We start from the raw sequence: 18735 nt of genomic DNA, 5'->3' as shown, positions 1-18735 counted from the left end.
GACTCAGGCGTCAGGCGCTTCGTCCACGCGGAAATTCACGGCACGGGCCGGCACCACGGTGGAGATCGCATGCTTGTACACCATCTGCGTCACGGTATTACGCAGGAGCACGACGTATTGGTCGAACGACTCGATGTTGCCTTGCAGCTTGATACCGTTGACGAGATAGATCGACACCGGCACATGCTCCTTACGCAGCGCATTCAGAAACGGGTCTTGTAGCAATTGCCCTTTGTTGCTCATGGCACACTCCAGATTTATAGGTTTAGTGGTGGGTTATGGGGCTAGGAAGCCCGGGTTCAAGCAGTCGACGCAAAAAAAGTTCGTCAAAAGAGTCGGCCAGACGCGTCCAAATGACGCCAATGGCGCCTGGGTTTGCAGACACCAAGCGCCATGTCTCGAGAATTTAGCCTTAGAAATCAGGGAAAGCAAACGGAAAACCGATGACCCCGCCATATGAAATGGCTCGGCCTTTTTGGTGATCCCCCGTTCGACTGCCCCCGCGTCACACGCCCCCGCCGTCGAGCACCGCCCGCGCGATGCTCAATCGTTCGATTGTGCGTACGGGTTTTTGTTCGTACGAAATTCGATCCGCAGCGGTGTGCCCTTCAGTTGGAACGCCTCTCGGAAACGCCCCTCCAGGAAGCGGCGATAGGTCTCGGGGATATTCGACAGCGCGTTGCCGTGAATCACCACGATTGGCGGGTTGGAACCGCCCTGGTGCGCGTAGCGCAGCTTCGGGCGCGAGACGCCGGCACGACGCGGCTGCTGATACTCGACTGCCTCCATGAGCACGCGCGTGAGCTTAGGTGTCGGCAGCTTGACCATGGCGGCGGCGTAAGCGGCATCCACGGACTTCATCAGCGCGCCAATGCCCGTGCCCTCCTTGGCGGAGATGTAATGCACGTTGGCAAACGACAGGAACTGCAGCTTGCGCTCCATATCGTGCTTGATTCGATCGCGTGCATGGCCGGTCAGGCCATCCCACTTGTTCACGCCGATTACCAGCGCGCGTCCGGACTCGACGATGAACCCGGCGATATGTGCATCCTGGTCGGAAATGTCCTGCTGCGCGTCGAGGATCAGCACAACCACGTTGGCGTCGGCAATCGACTGCAGCGTCTTCACCACCGAGAACTTCTCGATTGCCTCGAACACCTTGCCACGCTTGCGCAAGCCGGCCGTATCGATGAGCGTGTAAGGCTTGCCGTTACGCTCGAAATCCACATAGATGGCGTCGCGCGTGGTGCCCGGCATATCGAACGCGATCACACGCTCTTCGCCGATGAGCGCGTTCACCAGCGTCGACTTGCCCACGTTCGGACGGCCAACGATGGCAATGCGGGTGCCGTGGCCGTGCGCGTCCGCTGCCTCGGCAAGTTCAGGGCGCTCGGCAAACGCCAGGTCGAGCGCCTCGGCCACCAGATCATTGACCCCATCACCGTGCGCGGCCGAGATGGCAGCCGGATCGCCCAGGCCAAGCTCGTAGAAATCGCTGGCGACGGCGGTGTAGCGCATGCCTTCAGCCTTGTTGACGGCCAACAGGATGCGGCGCCCGGTTTTGCGCAGGTAGTCGGCAATCACGCGATCCTGCGGCGCCAGCCCCAGACGACCATCGACGATGAAGATCACGACATCGGCTTCGACCACGGCCTGGCGCGTCTGCTTGGCCATCTCTGCAACGATGCCGTCCTTGGCGACGGGTTCGAAGCCGCCCGTATCGATGGCAATGAACGGACGGTCGCCCACGCGGCCCTCACCGTAGTGGCGATCGCGCGTCAGGCCAGGAATATCCGCCACCAACGCGTCACGCGAGCGCGTCAGACGGTTGAAGAGGGTCGATTTGCCGACATTCGGCCGCCCTACGAGGGCAATGACTGGTTTCATGCTTGTGTGCCGCACGCGAATGGCGCCACGGCAAATTCTGATTGCTGCAACTGCGGTTGGCATCTGCACGGCTGAATGCCTGATGACACAGATGCAAGACGCCCGCGGAGTACGCGGGCGCAAGTCCAAGGCGGCGATGCCGCCCCGATGTGATGCGTGTGCCGCCACAGCCCATCCGGGCCGCGGCGGCCAATGTTATTTCGGCAGATAGCCGTAGACACCGCCACCGCGGGTTTGCACGACCAGCGTCTGGCCAACCACCACGGGTGCTGCACCAATGGCACTGCTATCGGTTTTCACGCGGGCGACGAACTTGCCGTCATCACGCGACAGGAAATGCAGCCAACCTTCGGAATCGCCCACGATGACCGCACGGCCAAATGCCAGCGGCGTACCGAGGTCGCGCCACAGCAGCGCGTCGTTCTTCCAGAGATCGGCGCCATTTTGTGCGTTAAAACCATAGACCACCGACTTCTCGTCAGCGGCGAACAGCCCGTCATCATCTTGCGTCACACCGGTCGGCGACGAGAAATCACGACCCCAGCGCGGAGCGCCGGTGCTCGTATCGAAACACGCCACGCGCCCTTGGAAGCTGGCTGCACAGACTTGCGAACCGTTGATCGACGGTGCCCCGGTCACATCGTTCAGGCGCTCGATTTCCGATACCCCACGCGGATACGACACGGCAGCTTCCCAGCGCAAGGCGCCGTTGCTGGCCGACAGCGCGCCCAGCTTGCCACCTGCAAATCCGAGGATGATGTTATCGCCGGAAAAAATCATCGGCAGACTGCTGCGCAGGTTCAGCGCCGACGGAGAACGCTGGTAAATCCATTTGCGTTCGCCATTGCTGGGATCCAGACCCATGACGCGGCCATCGGTCGTACGGACGATCACCAATCCTTGGCCCACCAGCGGCGCCGTCAGGACTTCACCGTTGACGGCGATCTTCCACTTCTGCGCGCCCTTTTCGTCGAACGCGATGACCGCGCCCTTCTCACCTGCCACCGCTGTCAGCGTGCCATCGCTGCCAGGGCCGGAGGTCAGGTCGACGTCCGCCTTACCTTGCCAGACCGTGCGACCGGTGGCGCCATCCAGGGCGGTCACAGTACCGCCGGCGGCCGACACATAGACGTTGTTGCCCGCCACCGCCGGCTGCATCACGTAGCGGCCGCTCTTGCCGACGCTCACGCTCCACACCTGGCGCACAGCCAACACTTGCTGAACTTCCGTCAGCTTGGCCGGCTCATGCTTGTTCTTGCTGCTGAACAGCGAGCAACCACCAAGGACAGCCGTCGCTGCCAGTGCCAGCACTGCCACGCGTGCCGCCTGTGCGACACCGCGCGCGACACCACCCTGCTCAAGTGCGTGAATCATGAAATCGGGATCCTTTTGTTATGCGTTGAATTGCACGGGGTGCGCCAATCAGGCGCCGCCCAGGGCATCCAGCTTGAACTGCACGATCTGGCGCGCCGAAGCATCGGCCGGACCGAATTTTTCCAGCGCCAGCTTGTAGGCGGCGCGGGCATCTTCGTTCTTCTTCTGCGCGGCCAGCAGATCACCGCGACGATCGGCGTACAGCGCGGTGAACGCCGGCGCAACGTCGCCGGAGACTAGCGCGATGCCCTGATCGTAGGCTTTCTCGTCGAGCAAAAGTCCAGCCAGGCGCAGCTTGGCGAGCGCCTTGTATTCATCGTCGCGCGCATGATCAACCGTCCATTGCAACTGCGCCTTGGCGCCAGCCGCATCGTTGGCTTCGTACAGCGCCTTGGCAGCGGCCAGCGCGCTCATCTGCGCGTAGGCCGTACCGCCAAACTTGTCTTCCATGTCAGTTGCGGCGCGCTTGATCTTCTCAGCGTCCTTGCCATCAACGGCCTTCTGCACCTGCTCGTACAGCACGGACGCTTCGCCGGCCTGCTTGCGCTGCCAATTTTTCCAGCCGAACCAACCGGCCACAGCCAGCAGCACCACGATGGCGATCCACGTAATCACGTTGCCGTTATCACGCCACCAGTGCTTAAGGCTCTCTATTTGTTCCTGTTCTTCGAGATCGTAGGCCATGCTTTGCAGAGCTTGAATATTGGAAGTGAATCGCGGTGGTTCGCTGCCGAACGCACTGTCGCGGTTAGTCGTTGTTGGCCACCATGGCATCGATCAGGCGGTCGACCAGTTGGTCCGACGGCACGGTCTGCTGGGCATCCGCGGCGGGATCGCCACGCAGCGGCTTGATCTGCGCAACACCTTGGGTGACTTCATCGTCGCCAATGATAACCGCATAGGATGCACCACTTGCGTCAGCGCGCTTGAACTGCGACTTGAAGCTACCGTTGCGGCCTTCCGGCGAGGCGTGAAGGATGACATCGAGGCCGGCATCGCGCAGTCGCTCTGCCGCGATCAGCGCCTGCACCTGCGCCTCATCGCCCTGGTGGACGATGTAGACGTCACAGCCTTGCGCTTCGGGCTCGAGCTTTTCCTCACGCAACAGTTCGATGATGCGTTCTACCCCCATCGCCCAGCCGCATGCAGGGGCAGGCTTGCCGCCGATCTGCTCGATCAGCGGGTCATAGCGGCCGCCGCCGGCCACGGTTCCCTGCGCGCCCAGCTTGTCCGTCGTCCACTCGAAGACGGTGAGGTTGTAGTAATCCAACCCCCGCACCAGACGCGGGTTGATGGTGAACGGAATGTTGTTCGCCTTGAGCAGCTTCTGCACGCCTTCAAAGTGCGCGCGCGATTCGTCGCCCAGGTAGTCGATCAACTTCGGCGCGCCGGCGGCCATTTCCTGCAGCGCCGGGTTTTTCGTGTCAAGCACGCGAAGCGGGTTGGTGTACAGGCGGCGCTTGCCGTCCTCATCCAGAATGTCCTGGAAGCCTTCCAGATATTTGATGAGGTCGGCGCGATGCGCAGCGCGCTCTTCCGCCTGACCGAGCGAGTTCAACTCCAGCTTCAGGCCGACCAGACCGAGATCGTCCCAAAGGCGCTGGCACATCAGGATGACTTCTGCGTCGATGTCCGGGCCCGCAAAGCCCAGCGCTTCCACGCCCACCTGATGGAACTGGCGATAGCGACCGCGCTGCGGACGCTCGTGGCGGAACATCGGGCCGGTGTACCATAGGCGCTTCGGGCCGTCGTACAGCAGGTTGTGCTCGATCACGGCGCGCACGGCGGCAGCGGTGCCTTCCGGGCGCATGGTCAGTTGCTCGCCGTTCAGCGCATCGGTGAAGGTGTACATCTCCTTCTCGACGATATCCGTCACCTCGCCGATTCCACGCACGAACAATTGCGTCTGCTCGACGATCGGCGTGCGAATCTGCTGGTAGCCATAGGCGCGCAGCATGCTGCGCACCGCGTTATCAAAGTGCTCCCACAGGGGGGCGTCACTGGGCAGCAGGTCGTTCATGCCTTTGACGCCGGCGATCTTCTGCACGCGTTGTTTTTGTGTATCGCTCATCATGTCACGTTGAAAGCTGGCCTCTCGCATCTACCTCTATGCGGGGCCGGCCGGTCGTTTCGCGCTTGGGCTTCGAGTTTTGAAGCCCGTGCCGCTTAGACCGTCGCCGGGGTCTGTGCGCCGTAATGCGTGCGCACGTACTCGTCGACGATCGTCTGGAATTCTTCTGTGATGCGTTCGCCGCGCAGCGTTTTCACCTTCACGCCGTCAACGAACACCGGCGCCGCCGGCGATTCGCCCGTGCCTGGCAACGAAATGCCGATGTTGGCGTGCTTGCTCTCACCGGGGCCGTTGACGATGCAGCCCATCACGGCCACGTTCATCTCTTCGACACCGGGGTACTGCGTCTTCCACATCGGCATCTGCTCTCGCAGGTACGACTGGATGCGCGCCGCCAGTTCCTGAAACACCGTACTGGTCGTGCGCCCGCAACCCGGGCACGCGATCACCATGGGGGTGAAATTGCGCAGGCCCATGGTCTGCAGAATTTCTTGCGCGACGATGACTTCCTTCTCGCGTGGCGCACCCGGCTCCGGCGTGAGCGAAATGCGGATCGTGTCGCCGATGCCTTCCTGCAGCAGCACCGACAACGCCGCCGTGGAAGCGACGATGCCCTTGCTACCCATGCCGGCCTCGGTCAGGCCCAGGTGCAGCGCGTAATTGCAGCGACGCGCGAGCTCGCGGTACACAGCAATCAGATCCTGCACTGCAGAGACCTTGCATGACAGGATGATCTGGCTGCCTGGCAAGCCCAGTTCTTCAGCCTTCTGTGCGGACTGGATCGCCGAGGTAATCAACGCCTCAACCATCACGGCGCGAGCATCCCACGGAGATGCGCGTTGCGCGTTCTCGTCCATGATGCGCGCGAGCAGATCCTGATCTAGGCTGCCCCAGTTCACGCCGATACGCACCGGCTTGTCGTAGCGGCAGGCGATCTCGATCATCTGCGCGAACTGCGTGTCGCGCTTGGCACCCTGCCCGACGTTGCCCGGGTTGATGCGGTACTTGGACAGCGCCTGCGCGCACTCCGGATAGTCCTGCAGCAACTTGTGACCGTTGTAGTGAAAATCCCCCACCAGCGGCACATCCACACCCATGCGGTCGAGCTGCTCGCGGATGGCCGGCACCGCAGCGGCGGCGGCCGGCGTATCCACTGTGATGCGCACCAACTCAGAGCCGGCACGCGCCAGCTCCTTCACCTGGATTGCGGTACCGATGGCATCCGACGTGTCGGTATTCGTCATCGATTGCACACAGACCGGCGCATCGCCGCCGACATGCACGACGCGATCGCCCCAGCGGATTTCGGCCGCGCGCGAGTTCCGGCGCGGCAACGGGCCCACCAAGGCTGGAGCGCAATCGAGAGGCGTGGTGATTTCCATGATCAGACAAGGCGCGCCGCTCACAAGCGCCGCGCCATTTACAAAACGGTTCAGGGCAACGTAGCCCGTGCCACGCGATTGCGGGCGTACTTCTGAAGATCGACGGTGGCACCGCCCACGGCCAGCGATTCAACTGCTTCCGCATTGCCGAAGACGACCTTGAATGGCGGCGTACCGGTCAGATCACGTGCGTCACCTTCCTTGGAAATGCCACTGGCAAGCGTCTTCCCAGTCTTGTCCTTGATCTCGTACCAAGACGAACCGGAGAAGCGTACCGAGACCGTACCGCCACCCGATTCAGCCGGCTTGGCGGCTTCTGCCGGCAGCGCAACGACTGGAGCGTCGACGTTGATCACAGCCGGCTTGGCACCCGCAACGGCTACAGCGGGCGCCGGCGCGGCACCGTTGTCCGAACGCGGCAGCGTAGGCGGGGGCGCCAGCGGCGCAGTCACCACACCGGAGGCCGGAGCGGCCGGCGTAACGGGCGTCAACGGTGTCGGCATAGAAGCGGCCGGCGTTTCTGCCGGAGCCTGCTCAGCCGCTGGAGCCACTTGCGCGGGCGCGGTTTGCTCCGCAGCCGATGCTTCCTTTGCTGTGGATTCTGTGTTCTGCGTAGCTGCCGTTTGCGTGGCAAACCACTGCTTGAGACGATCCATACCAGCGAGCGCGCCGGCCGCCACAATCACCGCAATCAGCACGCCGATCAGCCAGCGGCCACTGCCGCTCCGACGCTTGGCAAAGCTCGGCTTGTCGGAAAACGATTCACCCAGGCCGCCTTCGGGGCGCAATCCGATGTTGGTGACCTGCGCACGCGCGTTCAAACGCGCGAGCTGATCATCGACATCGACCTGCAGAGCGCGCGCATAGGCGCGGATGAGGCCCTTGGTAAACGTCATGTCGGGCAACGCACTGACATCCGCCGATTCCACCGCCAACAACTTGCCCGGTGCCACTTTCAAGCGCGTGGCCAGATCGTCGACCGTCAGACGCTGATGCTCACGGCCGGCGCGCAGGCGTTCGGCAATCTGACGCAACGCATCGTCGCGCTCAGGCGACGCGGCGGCAGGCGGATTCGAGGCAGGCGCCGTGCCGTGAGAGAAGTCGGCAGCGCTTGCCACGTCGCGGTCAGTCATCCCAGGCTCCTCGTTCGAATGCCGCCTCTTCGGGCGCATTGGGGAAGCGACGCTGCAATTGCGCGCTCCATGCGTTCTGCTGCGAAGTGTCACCGAGGCGACGCGCGATGCGAGCGCCCAGCCACAAGCTTTCTGCCGTCGCATTGCCACGGCCATTCACACGTTCGATAAACGGCATGGCACGCGCGTATTCGCGGCGTTTGTAGTAAAGCTGCGCCAACGTGAGGTTGGTCAGCAAATTGTTTGCGTCGATGTAGGTGGCGCGCGTCAGGCTCTTCTCCGCGCCATCCAGATCGCCCTGACGCATCTGGCAAACGCCTAGGTTCGTCCACGGCTTGGCCGGGCTGGCGGCGGCAGGCGTCTCGATGGCCTGGCGCAGCATTGCCATGCCTTGATCCGGCTTGCCGCCTTGCGAGCACAGGAACCAACCGTAGTTGTTCAGCAGGTCACCATCTTGCGGTGTCGCGGCCAGCGCGCTGCGGAAACTCTCGTCTGCCTGTTCGCGTTGACCGAGATTCATATAGGCCAGCGCACGTATGTGATACGCATTTGGGACACTCGGATCGATCGCGATGGCGTTCTTGATTTCCTCAAGCGCTGTCGCATTCTGACCAGCTTCCAAGTATTGCGTCGCGAGCTGCAATCGGATCGCGGCCCGGCGACCGGCGTCGGCCTTTTGATCGGGGACGGTCGTGACTTCTCGTGTCTGTGTCTGGACCGGCGGCGACAATGCGCACCCGGCAGCTGCCAGCGTGAAGACCAGACTGACAGCAGTCGACCAACGCTTCATGCGGTACCCATGCGGTGAGTTGAGTCGGCCCCGACCACGGGGATCTCGACGATCTTGCCGAACTTGCCGCGCTCGGCCAGGCGTGTGCGATCTTTGACCTCGCCGGCGAGCTGACCGCAGGCCGCATCGATGTCGTCACCCCGCGTCTTGCGGATGGTCGTGACAATGCCGGCATCCAGCAGCACTTGTGAGAAACGGCGGATCTGCTCATTGTTCGAGCGCTTCAACCCCGATTCCGGGAACGGGTTGAACGGGATCAGATTGAACTTGCACGGCACGTCGGCCACGACGCGCAGCAGTTCACGGGCATGCTCGACGGTGTCGTTGACGCCATCGAGCATGCAGTATTCAAACGTGATGAAATCGCGCGGCGCAAACTCAAGATAGCGGCGGCAGGCTGCCATCAGTTCGGCCAGCGGGTACTTCTTGTTGAGCGGCACGAGCACGTCGCGCAGCGCATCGTTGGATGCATGCAGAGACACTGCAAGCGCCACGGGCACATCGCGCGCAAGGCGGTCCATCATCGGCACCACGCCGGAGGTGGATACCGTGACGCGTCGGCGCGAAAGGCCATACGCGTTATCGTCCAGCATCAGGGCCAAAGCCGGCACCACGGCGTCGTAGTTCAGCAGCGGCTCGCCCATGCCCATCATCACCACGTTGGTGATGACACGATCGTCCTTCGGGCCGCGACCGAGCTGCTTGCGCATGGCGAATTCGGCCATCCACAGCTGACCGATAATCTCGCCCGTGCTGAGATTGCGCGAGAAGCCCTGCTTGCCGGTCGAACAGAACCGGCAGTTGACGGCACACCCCGCCTGAGACGATACGCACAACGTGCCACGCGTCTCTTCGGGGATGTAGACCGTCTCGACGGCATTGCCCTGCCCCACGTCGACCAGCCACTTACGCGTGCCGTCCGACGAAAGGTGATCAGTAATGACCGCCGGTGCCTGGATGTTGGCGCGGGTCGCGAGCTTTTCGCGCAGCGACTTGGCGAGATCGGTCATCTCGCCAAAATCGGACGCGCCCGACTGGTGAATCCAGCGCTGCAATTGCTTGGCGCGAAACGATTTCTCACCCAGGCTCTCGCAGTACGCGAGAAGACCCTGTGCGTCGAAATCGAGGAGATTCACCACATCGCTCATGACTTGCAACCCGAAACCACCAATTCCAGTCTAGTGTTGACGCTTAGCGGCTGTAAATGTTCAGGCCCGGGAAGAAGAAAGCGACTTCCACGGCAGCCGTTTCAGCAGCATCCGAACCGTGCACGGCGTTGGCGTCGATGCTGTCGGCGAAGTCGGCGCGGATCGTGCCCTTCTCAGCCTTCTTCGGATCGGTTGCACCCATCAGGTCACGGTTCTTGGCGATTGCGTTTTCGCCTTCCAGCGCCTGCACCATCACCGGGCCCGAGATCATGAAGTCCACCAGATCCTTGAAGAACGGGCGCTCCTTGTGCACGGCGTAGAACTGCTCGGCTTCTGCGCGCGACAGGTGGATCATCTTGGCCGCGACGACCTTCAGGCCTGCGCCTTCGAAGCGGGCGTAGATCTGGCCGATGACATTCTTGGCCACGGCATCCGGTTTGATAATCGACAAAGTGCGTTCGAGCGCCATCAAAAACTCCAAAAAATGAAGGTGTTACGTGAAAGATAAACGTTAGATTCTAACACGGGAGGGAGCCAGATTGGATGTCAAGCGGTGCAACCCGACGACGCGCATGCCGGGAGAGGCGGGAGGCGCAACGATCACTTTGCATTGAGCACGCTGCCAGCCCGATTTACGCGCCTTAGCATCCCCTTATTGGGGGCACGGAAAGTCACCCGCAAAGGACACTTTCCGCCGCGATTGCCGGCCAGCAGCCGGAACCGCGTGGCATGCTGACTCTCCAAGTAAGGACGGCGCGGCTTGCAAAAGCCCGCTTTGGATGCCACATTCGCTGTGTCGTCGCATTGTCTGCAATGTCATTCACCCCAAGGAGTTCGCATGGACAACCAACTCAACACGTACGGTTTTGGCGCTTCCGGCACCGCCGGCGCGTTGGCCGTCCGTAACCGTGTGCTGCGCAATACCTATTGGCTGCTCGCGCTTTCCATGATCCCCACCATCCTCGGTGCGTGGATCGGTGTCGCTACCGGCTTCAACCTGATGGGACGCAGCCCGCTAATGGGGTTCGTCATCTTCATGGCAGTGGCCTTTGGCTTTTTCTACGCCATTGAGCGCTTCAAGAACAGCGGCTTGGGCGTGGCCCTGCTGCTCGGCTTCACGCTCTTCATGGGGCTGATGCTGTCGCGGCTGATCGGCATGATCCTGGGCTTCTCGAACGGCGCGTCGCTCATCATGACGGCGTTCGGCGGGACAGCGATCATCTTCGGTGTGATGGCGACGGTCGCCACGGTCAGCAAGCGTGATTTCTCGGGCCTGGGCAAATGGCTGTTCATGGGCGTGCTGGTGCTGATCGTGGGCTCGGTGGCCAATATCTGGCTGCAACTGCCGGCGATGATGCTGACGATCTCGGTGCTGGCCATCGCGATCTTCTCCGCTTACATCCTGTTCGACGTGCAGCGCATCGTGAACGGCGGCGAAACCAATTACGTGACTGCCACCCTGGCGATCTACCTGGACGTCTACAACATCTTCACGAACCTGCTGGCGATCCTGGGCATCTTCGGCGGAAATCGCAACTGAACGAAATTCGGCCCCCGACGCGCTAACACTGGCGCGGAGCAACAAAAAAAACCGGCGCCTGATGCGCCGGTTTTTTTTTGCACGCAAGACTACGTGATGAGCGATCAGACGCGCTCGAATACCGCCATCGATTCCACATGCGACGTGTGCGGGAACATGTTCACTACGCCCGCACCGGCCAGCCTGTAGCCGGCCTCATGCACAAGCAGACCCGCGTCGCGCGCCAGCGTCGCCGGATTGCACGACACGTAGACGATGCGCTTCGGCAACAATTCAGCCGCATCACCGCCACGCTGAGACAACTCGGCCAGCGCCTTGGACACAGCCAGCGCGCCTTCGCGCGGCGGATCGATCAGCCAACGGTCAAACTTGCCCAGCGCGGCAATGTCATCAGCCGTCACTTCGAACAGATTGCGGCAAGCGAATGTTGTCTTCGCGTCCAAGCCGTTGTACTGGGCGTTGGCCAGGGCACGCGTCGTCAGCGCCTCGCTGCCTTCGATCCCCATAACCTCGCGGGCACGTGTAGCCATTGGCAGCGTGAAGTTGCCGATACCGCAGAACAGGTCGAGCAGCCGATCACCCGGTTGCGCGTCGAGCAGTTTCAGCGCCCGCGACATCAGCGCCCGGTTGATCTGGTGATTGACCTGCGTGAAATCCGTCGGCTTGAACGGCATGGTGATGCCGAACTCGGGCAGCGTGTACGTCAGCGTACGATCGAGCGGATGGAACGGATAGACCGTATCCGGCCCCTTGGGCTGCAGCCAGAACTGAACGTTGTGATGATCGGCGAAAGCGCTCAGTTCCGCCTCATCTTCAGCGGTGATTGGCTCTAGGTTACGCAACACCAGCGCGGTCACATCCTGGCCGACGGCCAGCTCGATCTGCGGCATACGCTGCACGATCGATAGGCGCCCCACCAACTCGCGCAACGGCACCAGCAGCGCCGACACGTGCGGCGGCAACACCTCGCATGACGTCATGTCGGCCACATAGCTGCTTTTGCGCTCGTGAAAACCCACCAGCACGCCACCTTTGGCCGCGACATAACGCACGGTCAAACGCGCGCGATAGCGGTAACCCCAGTCCGGACCGGCAATGGGCCGGAACACCACGTCCGGACGCAGCTTGGCCAAATGCCACAGATCGTCTTCCAGCACGCGCTGCTTGATCGCAACCTGCGCGCGCGAATCCAGATGCTGCATCGAGCAGCCACCGCACACCCCGAAAAATTTGCACCGCGGCGTCACGCGCGAAGCGGACTGGCGCAGAATGTTCACGACACTCGCCTGTTCGTACGACGACTTGACGCGGTGACTGCGGTACATCACCCGCTCGCCCGGCAATGCGCCTTCCACGAAGACAACCTTTCCCGGCGTGCCATCCTCGTTCACTAAACGCCCAATGCCCCGCGCTTCGCCATCGAGCGAGACGATGTCCAATGGGCCCGCCACGGGCATCTCGGGCTTACGGCGCCCACGGGTTTTGGCCGGCGGCGTGTCCGGCGCGACCGTTGCTGGAACGGAAGAGGAAGGCGTGACGTTGGGTGCAGCTTGAGACACGAGCGAGCCTGGGCAAAATGAGGACAAGGGCGGCATTGTAAGACACCGGAGGACCAGCATGGGCACCGTCATCCTGACGTGGAATATCCAGTGGGGCCGTGGCGCCGACGGGCACGTCAGCCTCGAGCGCCAACTCTCGCAAGCCCGTGCGATGGCTGAATTCGACGTGTTATGCCTGCAGGAAGTCACCTCCGGCTTCAGCAACCTCCCAGGCCAACCGGGCATCGACCAATGGAGCGAACTGGCCGATGCGCTGGGCAGCGAATACACCGTCATCAGTGGATTCGCCCTGGAGCGTAACAACGGCCTGCACGTGCAGCGCTTCGGCAACGCCATTGCCACGCGCCTGCCCGTGCATTACATCCGGCGTCACGCATTGCCCTGCCCGCCCGATGCCACACCGTGCATGCCCCGCATGGCCATTGAGGTAATCGTGCAGGCGCCGTTTGGTGCCTTGCGTGTTGTCACCACACATCTGGAGTACTACTCGGAACCTCAGCGTGTGGCGCAAATCGACGCACTGCGAGCCATCCACACGGAAGGTTGCGCGCGTACGGACCAACCATCCGTGCTTGGCACCGAGCCCGAAACTGGTCCTTTCCGCCCGCTAGCGCAGACCACGGCAACCATCGTCTGCGGCGATTTCAACTGCAAGCCAGATTCCATGCCCAAGCGCTTGGCCACCGTGCCATTCACTCGCGAACCCGCTTTGCATGATGCGTGGGAGATTGCGCACGGCGCGACGCCGCAGCCACCGACTTTCGGTGTGCACGACCGCGCTGGCTGGACCGAACCGGCCTACGCGTGCGATTTCGTGCTGATCAGCGAGCCATTGAAGCGGCGCGTGGTGCGCCTAGAAGTCGACAGCGCCACGCAGGCATCGGATCATCAACCGATGCTGCTGGAGCTGCTGAACGACTGAAAACAGAGGAGAAAGAGGGGCTACGGCGCTTTACAGCACCGCGTCCTTGCGCACGCCCTGCGAGGCGAAATGACGCTTGAGCTTGACCAGCGCCTCCTGTTGAATCTGACGCACGCGTTCACGCGTCAAACCCATCTCAGCAGCCAGTTCTTCCAGCGTGGCAGGCTCGATGTAGTTAAGGCCAAAGCGGCGCTCAACCACATAGCGGTGCTTGTCGGACAAGCGTGCGAGCCACGACTTCATCAAGAGTGACAGCTCGCGATGTGCCACCTCCTGATCGGGCGAGGCACCATGCTCGTCCGACAGGAAATCAAGCAGGCTCGTACCCGGATCAAGATCGAACGGCGTATCCAGCGAAGTCGTGTGCTCGTTGAGCGAGAGCACGTCCTGCACTTCCTCCGTGGTCTTGCCGAGCAGGTGAGCGATGTCTTCGAGGCTTGCGTCGCGGCCATCCACGCCACTCTTTTCCAGATGACGCTTGGCGCGCAGCACCTGGTTGAGCTCGCGAATTACGTGCACCGGCAAACGAACTGTGCGCGCCTGATTCATGATCGCGCGCTCGATGCTCTGGCGAATCCACCACGTTGCATACGTGGAGAAGCGGAATCCGCGTTCCGGATCGAACTTTTCGATCGCGTGCATCAGACCCAGATTGCCCTCTTCGATCAGATCGAGCAGCGGCACACCGCGATTCAGATAGCCCTTGGCAATGCTCACGACCAAGCGGAGATTGCGCTCGATCATGACTTGGCGCGCGGCAAACTCGCCCGCCTTGGCCAACGTCGAGAAATGCAGTTCTTCGGCCGGCGTCAGAAGCGGCTTAATGCTGATGCGATTGAGATAGTGCTGAACGGTGTCGGCAGCCAGTTCGGCCTGCAGCACCTTGCGGAAATCTTCCTCGGGTGCAGCTTCCTCGGCCTCTTCACCCTCTTCCTCTTCTTCATCGGGCTCGTCGGCACTGTCCGACGTGTCGTTGAGCTCGGCGGAATCGGAAGCAGGCAGGTCGTCGACAAGCGCGTCGACGACTTCGATCTCTTCAGCAGGGGGCTGTGCCTCGCCGCGCGCACGCCGTCCCGCGCGCCCATTCGGGGTGCGCTGGCCCTCTACAGCAGCGTCGATGTTGTCATCGGCGGGGTTGACGGGCGTGGCGGCTTTCTGGCGCGGCATGCATTCCTCTATTGAGGCGGCAAGTAGCGCATCGGATCGACCGGCTTACCGTTGCGGCGCACTTCAAAATGAAGCTTCACGCGATCCGCATCGGTACTGCCCATTTCGGCGATCTTCTGCCCTTTCTTGACCGTGGATTGCTCGGTGACCAGAACCTTATCGTTGTTGCCGTAGGCGGTCAGGAACGTGTCGTTGTGTTTGATGATGACAAGATTCCCGTACCCACGCAAGGGTCCAACGTGGATCACTTTTCCGTCGTCGGCAGCGACCACCGCGTCACCGCGTTTGCCGCCAATGTCGATGCCCTTGTTGCTCTTGTCATCGAACCGGTTGATGAGCGATCCGCGTGCCGGCCAGGCAAGCGAGATTGCGCCGTCGCTTGCCCCGGCAGGAGCACTGGACGACGCTGCGGGCGGCGGCGTCACCGGCGTGGATTCGACCGGCTGCGCAGTCGTATTGGCCGGGCGAACCGGCGTGACCACGGCTCCGGTGCTGCTGACATCCGCGTTCGGAGGAACGACACGTAACAGCTGATCGACTTCGATCTGATTCGGATTGGCGATGTTGTTCCAGGCCACCAGGTCGCGCGGCGCCTGGCCGTTACGCAAGGCGATGCTGTACAAGGTATCGCCACGCTTGACTCGATAGTAGCCGGGGGGCGGCGGCTCCTGCGACACGGTGCCAGCGCTGCCGGCACGCGAGGTGCGGTCGAGAACAGGGGCTTGGTTGCCGGAGGATGCGCAAGCCGCCAGTAGTGCGGCCGACACCATCGCCACGGCGAGCCGGCCTGCGCGTGCGGGGCTTGGACGGTTCATGGAGCTCCGGGAAATGAACATGCTAAACAGTTCCTGATTTTAACGGGACAAAGAAAACGCCTTCAAGCGCGGTACTGTGAAACTGGAAGCGGCTGCGACGCTCGATAAGAACGAGCTGCTGCGCGGGGCCGCTGTTGCGATCGGTAGCCACCGGGGCGATCAGCCGGCCGCCAACGGTCAGCTGGTCGAGAAGCGCCTGCGGCACCTCCAGCCCTGCCGCCGCCAGGATGATGGCGTCGAACGGCGCGGCCTTCGGCAGCCCCAGCATGCCGTCGCCATAGTGCAGACGGATGTTTGGCACGCGGAGTGGCCGCAAGTTCGCTTTGGCTTTTTCATGCAGCGGGCGGACGCGCTCGATCGAGTACACCTCGTCGGCGAGCTGTGCCAGAACGGCTGCCTGGTAGCCACAGCCGGTGCCAATTTCCAGCACGCGAGCGAGCGGCATGCCAGTGCGGCCGGACCGTCCACTCAACAACAGCTCGATCATCCGTCCGACCACTGACGGCTTCGAGATCGTTTGCTGATGACCGATCGGCAATGCGGAATCTTCATACGCCTGTGAGGCAAGGCCGGCATCGACAAACAGATGTCGCGGGACCGTGCCAATTGCAGCGAGCACCCGCTTGTCAATCACGCCTCCGGCCTGCACACGGCCAACCAGCGCCTGACGCGCACGGTCCGATGCCATGCCGCCGGCAGCCGCGTGCGCTGCCGCTGTGCGTGCCTGTACAGCGCTCGCAGCAACAGCACCGACAACAGCGTCGACACCCGCCACACGCTGTGGCGCAGGTGCAGGGGCGGATGCGGGCGACGCGCGCTCAACGGATGCCGCACGCACCGGCGTGGGGCGTGACACCGCGCTCACTCCTGACGAGATACGCGTTTCACGCTGGCGCTCCACGGGCTTGCGCTCGACCACTGCGTCAAGCGTCAACGGAAAGCGCCGGTCTCGCGGGCGTTCAGACATGAGCCACCGTGACGATCATGGCGTCTGCCAGCGGCGCACGGTGCGCAGTTGGGCCGTATCGGTCAGATCGAGCTGCAGCGGTGTCAGCGAAACGAAGCCATGCGCGACGGCATGGAAATCGGTGCCCTCGCTGGCGTCTTTCGCATCGCCGGCGGCACCGACCCAGAAGATCGGCTCGCCGCGCGGATTGGCCTGGCGGATCACCGGCTGCGATTGGTGCCGCTTGCCCAGACGCGTCGCGCGCCAACCGGCCAGTTCGCCGTAGGGCAGATTCGGGATATTGACGTTGAGCAGGACCGGGCCGTCCAGCGGATCGGACAGATAGCGCTCGACAACTTCGCGGGCGACGCGCTCGGCAGCGTCGAGGTGCGTCCAGCCCTTGTCGGCCTGCGAGAACGCAATCGACGGAATACCGAACAGATAGCCCTCGATGGCTGCGGCGACGGTACCGGAATACAACACGTCTTCGCCCATGTTCTGACCCTGGTTGATACCGGAGACGACCAGGTCGGGCTTCTCTTCGATCATGCCGGTAAGCGCGATGTGCACGCAGTCCGTCGGCGTGCCGTTGACGAAGCGAAAACCCTTCTGGGCACCGTCGGTCGCTTCGAACACCGAAAGCGGACGCTGCAGCGTGAGCGAGTTCGACGCGCCGCTGTGGTTCTGCTCCGGTGCGACCACCGTCACGCGGCCCAGAGGGCTCAGCGCGCGATGCAGCGCCGCGAGCCCGGGCGCGAGGTATCCGTCGTCGTTGGCAATGAGAATATGCATGGCGCGGATTGTAACCGAGCAACGTTCGCGAATTGTGCTCGCGCACACGTTCTACACGCTTACAAAAAATGCATCGACAAGCCGCACGATTTATCGCCGCCGGCTAAATCGAACGACCGTGCTTTTATTCGGTTACACTGCCGAACGAGATCGCGTGCAATGCATGCGAGATGGCGAACAATCCAACGCAAAACTGTTGAGGAGACACTGATGAAAGCCGTCGTCTGCAAGACCTGGGGCCCGCCCGAATCGCTGGTGATCGAAACGCTGCCGGACCTGTCGCCCGGTGCTGGTGAAGTGGTTATCGACGTCAAGGCTGCGGGGGTGAATTTCCCTGACGTGCTGATCATCCAGAACAAATACCAGTTCAAGCCGGAGTTGCCGTTTACGCCCGGCTCGGAAGTGGCGGGCGTTGTTAACGCCGTCGGCGAAGGCGTGTCGCACCTCAAAGCCGGCGACCATGTGATCGCCTTCCTCGGTCAGGGCGCCTTTGCTTCACAGGTCAAGGCGTCGGCCAAGGTGGTGATGCCGATGCCGCCTGGCATGGCGTTCGACACCGCCGCCGCATTCACGCTTACGTACGGCACGTCGCACCACGCGGTGGTCGATCGCGGCCAACTGAAGGTCGGCGAGACGATGCTTGTGCTCGGCGCGGCCGGCGGCGTTGGACTGGCAGCCATCGAGATCGGCAAGGCGATTGGCGCACGCGTCATCGCGGCGGCGTCGAGCGACGAAAAGCTGGCGGTCTGCAAAGACCACGGCGCCGATGCGCTCATCAACTATTCGACCGAAGACCTGCGCGAGCGCATCAAGGTATTGACCGACGGCAAAGGCCCCGACGTGATCTATGACCCGGTCGGCGGCATCTACGCGGAACCGGCATTCCGTTCGATTGCCTGGCGTGGCCGCTACCTCGTGGTCGGATTTGCCAACGGCGAAATCCCGAAGATGCCACTGAACTTGGCGCTGCTAAAAGGCGCGTCGCTGGTCGGCGTGTTCTGGGGCGAATTCGCGCGTCGCGAGCCGAAGGCGAATCTGGCGAACATGATGCAGATGCTCGGCTGGATGCAGGAAGGCAAGATTCGTCCGCATATCTCGGCGCGCTATCCGTTGGAGCAGACGACGCAAGCGCTGCTGGATATGGCGGCGCGCAAGGTGACGGGCAAGGTGGTGATCCAGCCTTAAAAAACGCAGGCGCTGGAGACAAAA

General features: G+C 62.4%; 18 protein-coding genes. 3 read left to right on the top strand and 15 right to left on the bottom strand.

Going from position 1 to position 18735, the window contains the following annotated elements:
• Window positions 1-3 precede the first annotated feature (3 nt).
• From hfq to ndk, 10 genes are all read right to left on the bottom strand, one after another.
• Complete coding sequence (gene hfq, locus NKG59_RS12225) at window positions 4-243, bottom strand: RNA chaperone Hfq (RefSeq protein ID WP_004626316.1); 240 nt, start codon at window positions 241-243, stop codon at window positions 4-6.
• Window positions 244-543: 300 nt separating this feature from the next.
• Window positions 544-1887 carry a ribosome biogenesis GTPase Der gene (gene der / locus NKG59_RS12220; protein WP_253537090.1) on the bottom strand — a complete coding sequence of 448 codons (1344 nt, stop codon included), beginning with the start codon at window positions 1885-1887 and terminating at the stop codon, window positions 544-546.
• Between the two features lie 195 nt (window positions 1888-2082).
• Window positions 2083-3261, bottom strand: coding sequence for an outer membrane protein assembly factor BamB (gene bamB / locus NKG59_RS12215; protein ID WP_045204254.1), 1179 nt, complete (start codon window positions 3259-3261; stop codon window positions 2083-2085).
• 48 nt (window positions 3262-3309) lie between these two features.
• Window positions 3310-3945, bottom strand: a complete 636-nt coding sequence (locus NKG59_RS12210; RefSeq protein WP_253537087.1) for a YfgM family protein — start codon at window positions 3943-3945, stop codon at window positions 3310-3312.
• 64 nt (window positions 3946-4009) lie between these two features.
• The gene (gene hisS, locus NKG59_RS12205) at window positions 4010-5332 is read right to left on the bottom strand and encodes a histidine--tRNA ligase (protein WP_156158386.1); all 1323 of its coding nucleotides are present in this window, start codon (window positions 5330-5332) and stop codon (window positions 4010-4012) included.
• A 95-nt stretch (window positions 5333-5427) separates the two neighbouring features.
• The gene (gene ispG / locus NKG59_RS12200) at window positions 5428-6714 is read right to left on the bottom strand and encodes a flavodoxin-dependent (E)-4-hydroxy-3-methylbut-2-enyl-diphosphate synthase (protein WP_253537084.1); all 1287 of its coding nucleotides are present in this window, start codon (window positions 6712-6714) and stop codon (window positions 5428-5430) included.
• 50 nt (window positions 6715-6764) lie between these two features.
• Window positions 6765-7847, bottom strand: coding sequence for a RodZ domain-containing protein (locus tag NKG59_RS12195; RefSeq protein WP_045204258.1), 1083 nt, complete (start codon window positions 7845-7847; stop codon window positions 6765-6767).
• The gene (pilW, locus tag NKG59_RS12190) at window positions 7840-8637 is read right to left on the bottom strand and encodes a type IV pilus biogenesis/stability protein PilW (protein WP_253537080.1); all 798 of its coding nucleotides are present in this window, start codon (window positions 8635-8637) and stop codon (window positions 7840-7842) included. Before pilW ends, NKG59_RS12195 begins: the two co-directional genes overlap by 8 nt.
• A complete protein-coding gene (gene rlmN, locus NKG59_RS12185) occupies window positions 8634-9785 on the bottom strand; it encodes a dual-specificity RNA methyltransferase RlmN (protein ID WP_092971462.1) in 1152 nt (383 codons plus the stop codon). Before rlmN ends, pilW begins: the two co-directional genes overlap by 4 nt.
• A gap of 43 nt (window positions 9786-9828) precedes the next feature.
• Window positions 9829-10254 carry a nucleoside-diphosphate kinase gene (ndk, locus tag NKG59_RS12180; protein WP_045204261.1) on the bottom strand — a complete coding sequence of 142 codons (426 nt, stop codon included), beginning with the start codon at window positions 10252-10254 and terminating at the stop codon, window positions 9829-9831.
• Window positions 10255-10623: 369 nt separating this feature from the next.
• On the opposite strand from ndk, the gene NKG59_RS12175 reads away from it, so the two are divergent.
• Entirely contained in the window at window positions 10624-11325 is a 702-nt protein-coding gene (locus tag NKG59_RS12175) for a Bax inhibitor-1/YccA family protein (RefSeq protein ID WP_253537078.1), read from the top strand.
• Window positions 11326-11429: 104 nt separating this feature from the next.
• On the opposite strand, the gene rlmD is transcribed toward NKG59_RS12175, so the two are convergent.
• Complete coding sequence (gene rlmD / locus NKG59_RS12170; RefSeq protein WP_253537488.1) at window positions 11430-12782, bottom strand: 23S rRNA (uracil(1939)-C(5))-methyltransferase RlmD; 1353 nt, start codon at window positions 12780-12782, stop codon at window positions 11430-11432.
• A 160-nt stretch (window positions 12783-12942) separates the two neighbouring features.
• On the opposite strand from rlmD, the gene NKG59_RS12165 reads away from it, so the two are divergent.
• The gene (locus NKG59_RS12165) at window positions 12943-13806 is read left to right on the top strand and encodes an endonuclease/exonuclease/phosphatase family protein (protein WP_253537075.1); all 864 of its coding nucleotides are present in this window, start codon (window positions 12943-12945) and stop codon (window positions 13804-13806) included.
• Between the two features lie 30 nt (window positions 13807-13836).
• On the opposite strand, the gene rpoS is transcribed toward NKG59_RS12165, so the two are convergent.
• Genes rpoS through surE form a run of 4 tightly spaced genes read right to left on the bottom strand, consistent with a single transcriptional unit; the run spans window position 13837 to window position 17526 of the window.
• Window positions 13837-14973 (bottom strand): RNA polymerase sigma factor RpoS, encoded by a 1137-nt coding sequence (gene rpoS / locus NKG59_RS12160; RefSeq protein ID WP_045204264.1) that lies wholly within the window; start codon window positions 14971-14973, stop codon window positions 13837-13839.
• 8 nt (window positions 14974-14981) lie between these two features.
• Window positions 14982-15809 carry a peptidoglycan DD-metalloendopeptidase family protein gene (locus NKG59_RS12155; protein ID WP_045204265.1) on the bottom strand — a complete coding sequence of 276 codons (828 nt, stop codon included), beginning with the start codon at window positions 15807-15809 and terminating at the stop codon, window positions 14982-14984.
• A gap of 1 nt (window position 15810) precedes the next feature.
• Window positions 15811-16755: a protein-L-isoaspartate(D-aspartate) O-methyltransferase gene (locus tag NKG59_RS12150; protein ID WP_253537072.1), complete on the bottom strand. Its 945-nt coding sequence runs from the start codon at window positions 16753-16755 to the stop codon at window positions 15811-15813.
• A gap of 15 nt (window positions 16756-16770) precedes the next feature.
• Complete coding sequence (surE, locus tag NKG59_RS12145) at window positions 16771-17526, bottom strand: 5'/3'-nucleotidase SurE (RefSeq protein ID WP_045204267.1); 756 nt, start codon at window positions 17524-17526, stop codon at window positions 16771-16773.
• 210 nt (window positions 17527-17736) lie between these two features.
• Between surE and NKG59_RS12140 the strand changes: the two genes are divergently transcribed.
• The gene (locus NKG59_RS12140; protein WP_253537069.1) at window positions 17737-18711 is read left to right on the top strand and encodes an NADPH:quinone oxidoreductase family protein; all 975 of its coding nucleotides are present in this window, start codon (window positions 17737-17739) and stop codon (window positions 18709-18711) included.
• The last annotated feature ends 24 nt before the right edge of the window (window positions 18712-18735 follow it).

The sequence above is a fragment of the Ralstonia chuxiongensis genome (genome assembly GCF_024158925.1).
GTDB classification, from domain to species: Bacteria; Pseudomonadota; Gammaproteobacteria; order Burkholderiales; family Burkholderiaceae; genus Ralstonia; species Ralstonia chuxiongensis.
Note: the sequence above shows the minus strand (reverse complement) of the source record. Positions and strands in the feature narration are given on the sequence as shown.

Excerpts from the sequence above, each read along its gene's own strand:
- ndk (WP_045204261.1), bottom strand. The coding sequence starts at position 10,254 with ATGGCGCTCGAACGCACTTTGTCGATTATCAAACCGGATGCCGTGGCC.
- rlmD (WP_253537488.1), bottom strand. The coding sequence starts at position 12,782 with ATGCCCGTGGCGGGCCCATTGGACATCGTCTCGCTCGATGGCGAAGCG.
- NKG59_RS12155 (WP_045204265.1), bottom strand. The coding sequence starts at position 15,809 with ATGTTCATTTCCCGGAGCTCCATGAACCGTCCAAGCCCCGCACGCGCA.
- NKG59_RS12150 (WP_253537072.1), bottom strand. The coding sequence starts at position 16,755 with ATGTCTGAACGCCCGCGAGACCGGCGCTTTCCGTTGACGCTTGACGCA.
- rlmN (WP_092971462.1), bottom strand. The coding sequence starts at position 9,785 with ATGAGCGATGTGGTGAATCTCCTCGATTTCGACGCACAGGGTCTTCTC.
- NKG59_RS12210 (WP_253537087.1), bottom strand. The coding sequence starts at position 3,945 with ATGGCCTACGATCTCGAAGAACAGGAACAAATAGAGAGCCTTAAGCAC.
- hisS (WP_156158386.1), bottom strand. The coding sequence starts at position 5,332 with ATGAGCGATACACAAAAACAACGCGTGCAGAAGATCGCCGGCGTCAAA.
- ispG (WP_253537084.1), bottom strand. The coding sequence starts at position 6,714 with ATGGAAATCACCACGCCTCTCGATTGCGCTCCAGCCTTGGTGGGCCCG.
- der (WP_253537090.1), bottom strand. The coding sequence starts at position 1,887 with ATGAAACCAGTCATTGCCCTCGTAGGGCGGCCGAATGTCGGCAAATCG.
- pilW (WP_253537080.1), bottom strand. The coding sequence starts at position 8,637 with ATGAAGCGTTGGTCGACTGCTGTCAGTCTGGTCTTCACGCTGGCAGCT.
- NKG59_RS12140 (WP_253537069.1), top strand. The coding sequence starts at position 17,737 with ATGAAAGCCGTCGTCTGCAAGACCTGGGGCCCGCCCGAATCGCTGGTG.
- rpoS (WP_045204264.1), bottom strand. The coding sequence starts at position 14,973 with ATGCCGCGCCAGAAAGCCGCCACGCCCGTCAACCCCGCCGATGACAAC.
- hfq (WP_004626316.1), bottom strand. The coding sequence starts at position 243 with ATGAGCAACAAAGGGCAATTGCTACAAGACCCGTTTCTGAATGCGCTG.
- surE (WP_045204267.1), bottom strand. The coding sequence starts at position 17,526 with ATGCATATTCTCATTGCCAACGACGACGGATACCTCGCGCCCGGGCTC.
- NKG59_RS12165 (WP_253537075.1), top strand. The coding sequence starts at position 12,943 with ATGGGCACCGTCATCCTGACGTGGAATATCCAGTGGGGCCGTGGCGCC.
- bamB (WP_045204254.1), bottom strand. The coding sequence starts at position 3,261 with ATGATTCACGCACTTGAGCAGGGTGGTGTCGCGCGCGGTGTCGCACAG.
- NKG59_RS12175 (WP_253537078.1), top strand. The coding sequence starts at position 10,624 with ATGGACAACCAACTCAACACGTACGGTTTTGGCGCTTCCGGCACCGCC.
- NKG59_RS12195 (WP_045204258.1), bottom strand. The coding sequence starts at position 7,847 with ATGACTGACCGCGACGTGGCAAGCGCTGCCGACTTCTCTCACGGCACG.